This is a genomic window from Methylobacterium sp. CCH5-D2 (genome assembly GCF_001556475.1).
Lineage (GTDB): Bacteria > Pseudomonadota > Alphaproteobacteria > Rhizobiales > Beijerinckiaceae > Methylobacterium > Methylobacterium hispanicum.
The window spans coordinates 1-6863 of sequence record NZ_LSIX01000991.1; the positions used below are offsets into that span (position 1 = coordinate 1).

General features: G+C 71.7%; 7 protein-coding genes. 5 read left to right on the top strand and 2 right to left on the bottom strand.

Annotation, left to right across the window (positions count from 1 at the left end; genetic code table 11):
• Window positions 1–157: 157 nt before the first annotated feature.
• Complete coding sequence (gene guaA, locus AX737_RS26745) at window positions 158–1714, bottom strand: glutamine-hydrolyzing GMP synthase (protein WP_066926770.1); 1557 nt, start codon at window positions 1712–1714, stop codon at window positions 158–160.
• A gap of 199 nt (window positions 1715–1913) precedes the next feature.
• On the opposite strand from guaA, the gene AX737_RS26750 reads away from it, so the two are divergent.
• From AX737_RS26750 to AX737_RS26770, 5 genes are all read left to right on the top strand, one after another.
• The gene (locus AX737_RS26750; RefSeq protein WP_066926772.1) at window positions 1914–2144 is read left to right on the top strand and encodes a hypothetical protein; all 231 of its coding nucleotides are present in this window, start codon (window positions 1914–1916) and stop codon (window positions 2142–2144) included.
• Window positions 2145–2394: 250 nt separating this feature from the next.
• Window positions 2395–2625: a hypothetical protein gene (locus AX737_RS26755; RefSeq protein ID WP_066926774.1), complete on the top strand. Its 231-nt coding sequence runs from the start codon at window positions 2395–2397 to the stop codon at window positions 2623–2625.
• 93 nt (window positions 2626–2718) lie between these two features.
• Window positions 2719–2961, top strand: coding sequence for a ferredoxin (locus AX737_RS26760; RefSeq protein WP_066926776.1), 243 nt, complete (start codon window positions 2719–2721; stop codon window positions 2959–2961).
• Window positions 2958–4244: an FAD/NAD(P)-binding oxidoreductase gene (locus tag AX737_RS26765; protein ID WP_066926778.1), complete on the top strand. Its 1287-nt coding sequence runs from the start codon at window positions 2958–2960 to the stop codon at window positions 4242–4244. Before AX737_RS26760 ends, AX737_RS26765 begins: the two co-directional genes overlap by 4 nt.
• Window positions 4241–5479 carry a cytochrome P450 gene (locus AX737_RS26770; RefSeq protein WP_066926780.1) on the top strand — a complete coding sequence of 413 codons (1239 nt, stop codon included), beginning with the start codon at window positions 4241–4243 and terminating at the stop codon, window positions 5477–5479. The genes AX737_RS26765 and AX737_RS26770 overlap by 4 nt, the downstream gene beginning before the upstream one ends.
• Window positions 5480–5495: 16 nt before the next feature.
• Here AX737_RS26770 and AX737_RS26775 read toward each other — a convergent pair.
• The coding region (locus tag AX737_RS26775; protein WP_348626816.1) for a carbohydrate porin at window positions 5496–6863 on the bottom strand (1368 nt) is incomplete at its 5' end.

Here is a 6863-nt window from a genome sequence, read left to right on the forward strand (position 1 = left end):
TCGACGCGCGTTCAGGCCCTCGCCTCTTTCGGGAACGTCATACCCCTCACCCTGTCCCTCTCCCTATAGGAGAGGGGACCCGAGCTTCAGCCTGAGAGGATCCCGCAGAACCGAGCGCTTCAACCGGATCCCGTATGATGCCCCGCGCGCGGGCCCGCTACTCCCACTCGATCGTGCCGGGGGGCTTCGAGGTGATGTCGTAGGTCACCCGGTTGATGCCCTTGACCTCGTTGATGATCCGGGTCGCGACCCGGCTCAGGAAGGCCATGTCGAAGGGGTAGAAGTCGGCCGTCATGCCGTCGACCGAGGTGACGGCGCGCAGCGCGCAGACATGGTCGTAGGTGCGCCCGTCGCCCATCACGCCGACGGTCTTGACCGGCAGGATCACCGCGAAGGCCTGCCAGATCGTGTCGTAGAGCCCGGCTCTGCGGATCTCATCGAGGTAGATCGCGTCGGCCTTGCGCAGCGCGTCGAGCTTCTCGGACGTGATCGTGCCGGGGCAGCGGATGGCGAGGCCCGGGCCCGGGAAGGGGTGGCGGCCGACGAAGCCCTCCGGGAGCCCCAGCTCGCGCCCGAGCACCCGCACCTCGTCCTTGAACAGCTCGCGCAAGGGCTCCACGAGCTTCATGTTCATGCGCTCGGGGAGCCCCCCCACGTTGTGGTGGCTCTTGATCGTCACGGACGGCCCCCCCGTGAACGAGACGCTCTCGATGACGTCCGGGTAGAGGGTGCCCTGCGCCAGGAAAGCCGCGCCGCCGATCTTCTTCGATTCGGCCTCGAACACGTCGATGAACAGCCGCCCGATCGTCTTGCGCTTCACCTCCGGGTCGCTGACGCCCTCGAGCGCCGAGAGGAACATCTCCTGCGCTTCGACGTGGACGAGCGGAATGTTGTAGTGGTCGCGAAACAGCCGCACGACCTCCTCGGCCTCGCCCTGGCGCAACAGGCCGTGATCGACGAAGACGCAGGTGAGCTGGCTGCCGATCGCCTCGTGGATCAGCACGGCCGCCACCGCCGAATCGACGCCGCCGGAGAGCCCGCAGATTACCCGCTCGGACCCGACCTGCTCGCGGATCTTGGCGATCGCCTCCTCGCGGTAGGCACCCATGGTCCAGTCGCCGGAGCAGCCCGCGATGTCGCGCACGAAGTTGCGGATCAGCAGCGCGCCGTGCGGCGTGTGCGCCACCTCCGGATGGAACTGCACCGCGTAGAACTTGCGCGCTTCGTCTGCCACCGCCGCGAAGGGGGCGTTCTTCGAGATCGCCACCGTGGTGAAGCCGTCCGGCAGCTTGGTGACGCGGTCGCCGTGGCTCATCCAGACGGGATAGTGCTCGCCGACGTGCCAGACGCCCCGGAACAGTGCGCAATCCGAGAGGATCTCGATCTCGGCCCGGCCGAACTCGGCGTGGTGGCCGCCCTCGACCTCGCCGCCGAGCTGGGCCGCCATGGTCTGCTGGCCGTAGCAGATGCCGAAGACCGGCACGCCCGAATCGAACACCACCTGCGGGGTGCGGGGCGAGGCCTCGGTCGTCACCGATTCCGGGCCGCCCGAGAGGATCACGCCCTTCGGCCGCGTCTCCGCGAAGGCCTCCGCGGCCTTCGTGAAGGGCACGATCTCGCAGTAGACGCCCTCCTCGCGCACGCGGCGCGCGATGAGCTGCGTCACCTGGCTGCCGAAGTCGACGATGAGGATCTTGTCGTGGTCGGTCGTCATGCCGGGTCAGTCATCAGGGAAATCGCCATGGACCCGCGATTAGACGAGCGCCGGGACGCGCGCAACGCGCGCCCCCGCAGGGCTCCGTTGCTTCAACCCCCAATTGAGGTTCGGGCGCAACCTCAACCCCGGATTAAGGGCTCGTTCAGGATTTGCGGGCCACACCGCCGCCCCCGCAACCGAAGCAGGAGCTCGATCCTTGAAAGCGATCTTCGTCGGACTTGCCGCCCTCACCCTGGCCGGACTCACCGCCCCGGCCTCCGCCCTTCCGCTGGGCCCGGGCCCGGTCGTCGCGCCGGGCCACGGCGTCGAGCAGGTCCGCGTGGTGCGCCGGACCGTCATCCGCGGCCCGCGCTGCCGCACGGTGGTCACCAAGCGGCGCGGGCCCTACGGTCGCGTGACGGTGGTGCGGAGCCGCCGCTGCTTCTGAGCCGCCCGCGGGGGGACGCCTCCCCCCCCGCTCGGGCGACGGCGCCGGCCATCTCCGCACGATCCCGGCGGCGTCGCCCTCGACAGGGCGCCCTGATCTGATCTAAGTCAGTCTTCAGGTTCGGTGGCGAAATTGGGCCGATGTGGCCGACCGCTTACAGACCTTCGCTGAACTGGTATATCCAGGGCTCTCGGCAGACACGAGAGACCTGTCGGATGTCGAGGCGGTCCGGCGGAGGGACCCACCGATCATGCCCAAACCCAGGGACGGCCGCCGATCGCCGGATCGCCGGTCCTGCGGATCCAGCGCGCAGGACGAGGGACCGCTCGCCCTCGCGGCCGACCGCTGCATCGCGGCCCACGAGGCCGTGCTGGAACTGAACGATCCCGATCTGCACCGCCTGTCCGAGATGCTGCTGCTGGCCGTCGGCAAGCGGCTCGCACACCAAGACCGGAACGCGCTGCGACAACTGATGAACTGACCCCGGCCCCGGACGCCGCTTGATACCGGACGCGGGCGGCCGATCTAGGCCGTGGGGCAGCGCGGCATCGCCCCGTGGGCACGGGAGCGTTGCGTGAGGGTCGTGGTCGATCTCAACCGGTGTCAGGGCTACGCGCAGTGCGTCTACGCGGCGCCGCGGCACTTCGTCCTGCACGGCCGCGAGGCCCTGGTCTACGACACCGCGCCGGACGACGCCGACCGGGCCGCGATCGAGCGCGCCGCGCAGGCCTGCCCGGTCCGGGCCATCACCGCCTGCGCCGACGACCCCGCGGACGATTCCGCCGACCGGGCCGCGGCCGCGGGAGAGGCCCGGTGAGCGCCCACGATCCCGGCCGCATCGTGATCGTTGGGGCCTCGCTGGCCGGTCTCAGCGCTGCCAAGGCCCTGCGGGCGCACGGATTCTCCGGCGGTCTCATGCTCGTCGGCGACGAGCCGCACCGGCCCTACGACCGGCCCCCGCTCTCCAAGCAGGTCCTGCGCGGGGATTTCGGCCCCGACACCACCCTGCCGCAGCCGGCCGACCTCGACATCGCGGTCCGGACCGGCACGGCGGCGGCCGGGCTCGACCGGGACGGGCGCGCCGTCATCCTCGCGGACGGCGAGCGCCTCGCCTACGATCGCTGCCTCGTGGCGACCGGGACGCGGGCGCGGCCCTGGCCGAACCCGGCGGAGGCGGCGCTCGCCGGCGTCGCGACGCTGCGCACCCGCGCGGATGCCGAGCGGCTCAGACAGCGCCTGCGGGAGCGCCCGGCCCGCGTCGTCCTCGTCGGCGGCGGCTTCATCAGCTTCGAGGTCGCCTCGGTCTGCCGGGAATTGGACATCCCGGTCACGGTGCTGGTGCGCGATGCCGTGCCGCTCGCGCGCGCGATCGGCGCGCCGCTCGGCGCCTTCATGGCCGAGGTGGCGCGGGATGCCGGCGTGGACCTGCGGCTGGGCGCCGCGATCGCCCGGATGGAGGCGGACGGGCGCGGACGCCTCGCCGGATTGGTGTTGGAGGACGGCGGCCGGATCGAGACCGACTGCCTCGTGGTGGCGATCGGCGCCGCGCGCAACGTCGAGTGGCTCGACGGGGCCGGCCTCGCGGCGGACCGCAACGGCCTGCGCTGCGACCGGTTCTGCCGGGCCTTGCGGGCCGACGGCACGGCGGCCGACGGGATCTTCGCGGCCGGCGACGTGGCGCACTGGCCCAACCCCCACGACGGCGACGCGCTGGTGGCGGTGGAGCACTGGGGCAACGCGGTGGCGCAGGCGCGCATAGCCGCCCGCAACATGCTGGCGCAGGACCCCGCCGGGATGGTGCCGCACGACCACCTGCCGGATTTCTGGTCGCAGCAGTTCGGCCTGACCATCAAGCTCCTCGGGCTCACGGCCGGCGCCGACGCCTTCGCGGTGGTGCGGGGCGCGATGGCGGAGCGGCGCTTCCTGGCGGTCTTCGGCAAGGCGGGCCGCACCGTCGCGGTCGCCTCGGTCGATTCCGCCCGCTGGCTCCCGGCCTACCGGAGCGCGATCCTGGAGGGGGCGCCGTTCCCGCCGCTCCCGGGCGGGCTCGACGCGCCCCGCCGGATCGAGACCCAGGTTCTGGAGGAGACCGCCCGGTGAGCACCCTGTTCGAGCGGTTCCTCGACCCGGACAACCGCGCCGACCCCTACGGGCTCTTCGCCGAGCTGCGGCGCGAGCCGGTCTGCCGGCAGGAGGACGGCACCTACGTGGTCGGCACCCATGCCGAGATCGACCGCCTGCTGCACGATCCCCGCATCAGCTCCGACGACCTGCCCGACCCGCAGCATTTCCGCTGGACCGGGCACCCGATCACCGACCTCCTCGTGCGGCCGGTGCGCGCCGAGATCCGCAAGCGCCATCGCCCCTTCATCTTCCGCGATCCGCCGGACCACGAGGCGCTCCGCGGCCGGGTGATGCGCGCCTTCAGCGTCGAGCGGGTGCGCGGCATGCGGGCGAAGACCGAGCGGCTCACCCACGACCTCATCGACAAGCTCGCGGGCAAGGCGCGGATCGACCTCGTCGACGCGTTCTCCTACCCGCTCCCCGTCACGGTGATCTGCCACCTGCTCGGCGTGCCGCCGGAGGACGAGCCGCGTTTCCACGGCTGGGCGACGCAGCTCGCCACCGCCCTCGAGCCGAACCAGCGCGGCGACGAGGAGACCCAGATCAAGAACGAGGAGACCTTCGCGGAGATCGCCGACTACCTGCAGGATCTCGTGAAGGCCAAGCGCCGCGAGCCCGCGGACGACATCCTCTCGGACCTCGCGGCCGGCGACGATGCCGAGCGGATGAACGACTACGACCTGATCGCCACGGCGGTGCTGCTGCTGGTGGCGGGCCACGAGACCACCGTGAACCTGATCACCAACGGCGTGCTGACGCTGCTGCGCTTCCCCGAGCACCTGGAGCGCCTGCGCCGCGAGCCGGAGATCGCCCCGCGGCTGATCGAGGAGTTCCTGCGCTACGAGCCGCCGGTGCAGTACCGGACGCGCCTCGCGCTCGCCGACATCCCGCTCGCCGGCACGACGATCCCCGAGGGGGCGCCGGTCGTCCTGCTGATCGCGTCGGGCAACCGCGACCCGGCCCGCTTCGCGGATCCCGAGCGCTTCGATCCGGACCGGCGGGACAACCGCCATCTCGGATTCGGCGGCGGGCTGCACTACTGCGTCGGCGCCCCGCTCGCCCGGATCGAGGCGGAGATCGCCCTGGTGGCCTTGAGCCGCCGGCTGCGCGAGCCGCGCCTGCTCGCCGACCCGCCGCCCTACCGCCCGGGCGCCTCGCTGCGGGGGCCGAGCGCGCTGCCGCTGGCGATCGCGGGCATCGCGGCGGCGTGAGGTCCTTGCGGCGTCCTCAGCGGCTGCCCGGCCCCCGCGCCAGGCCCGCCAGCGTGAACAGGTCGATCGAGAGCTTGGCGCCGACCACGAAGGCGTCCGGGATGTTGCGGTTTCGGTAGGGGAAGCGGGTCTGGTCCGGGTTGACGATGTATTGCAGGTTCGGCGTCAGCCGGATCGCGGGCGTGACCTGGATCCCGTAGTTCAGCTCCATCATGATCTGCTGCCCCGGCAGGGAGCGGTTCCGGCCGATCGCGTTCTGCGCCAGCGCGATGGTCTGGAGCGCCAGCGGGCTGAATCGCTGCGTGTTGATGACGAAGCCCGCCGTGTCGTAGGGCCGGCCCGCGAAGGTGCCGGTCTGGACCGCGCCGATCTCCAGGAAGTAGTCCTCGATCAGACGACCCGAGGTGCCGGCCATCGCCACGCCGAAGAGCGTCAGCCCCTGGATGCCGGAGGGGTCGGGCCGCCAGACCATCTGGTCGAAGCGGGCGTAGACGCCCGAGCGTCCGAAGCGGGTCGCGGGGGGGAGGCCGGTGAGAACGGCGGCGCGGCCCGTCACGTCCCGCACCGGGTCGGCGTAGTCGGAGGCGTCGTACCAGCCGCCGATGCCGTAGTTCCTGGGCAGAACGTCGTTGGCGAAGGTGGTCGAGAAGCCGAGCTCGAACGGCACGATCGCGCCGGTCGCGCCCTTGATCGAGAAGTCGAGGCCGTTGTCGCCGGGCTGCTGGTGGAGCGGGTTCACCTCGTAGACGCCCGCGTGGACGAACACCCTGTCGGTGAGCCACGCCTTGGCGTGCGCGCCCCAGCTCGACACGGGCCAGAACGTGAAGTTCGAGGTCTTGAACACGAAGGTCGGGTTGCCGCAGGCCGAGTTCGTCTGGAAGTTGCAGTAGAGCGGCGAGTTCAGGAAGCTGATATTGGCCACCAGCCGGCCGAACTCGATGTCGAGCCGGTCGTCGAACAGCTTCTGCTGGTAGGAGAGCAGGGTCAGCCGCGTGGTCTGCCCGCCTCCGAAGATCTCCTGCACGCTGGTGTTGTTGCCGATGACGTCGTTGGCGAGGCTGCGCCCGTGGCGGTTCGTGACCGCGACGTGGAACGAGCCGCCCGCGATGCCGGCGAGCCGCTGCAGGTCGCCGTCGATGCCGAGGAAGAGCTGGCCCGCGTAAGCCGAGCCCTGCCGGATGCCGCCGACCGGGTTGGCCGCGCCCTGGCCGGTGTAGTTCGCCAGGAACGAGAGCCCGTTGCCGAGGTCGAAGGTGCCGGGCGGGAGCGCCGGGGGCGTCGCGGTCTGGCCGAGGGTGTCGGCGGCGCCCGCCGCGCTCTCTGCGCCGTCGAAGCCCTGGCCGTCCGGGCGCGGCGGCGGCCGGCGCGCCGCCTGCCGCCGCAG

Excerpts from the sequence above, each read along its gene's own strand:
- AX737_RS26755 (WP_066926774.1), top strand. The coding sequence starts at position 2,395 with ATGCCCAAACCCAGGGACGGCCGCCGATCGCCGGATCGCCGGTCCTGC.
- guaA (WP_066926770.1), bottom strand. The coding sequence starts at position 1,714 with ATGACGACCGACCACGACAAGATCCTCATCGTCGACTTCGGCAGCCAG.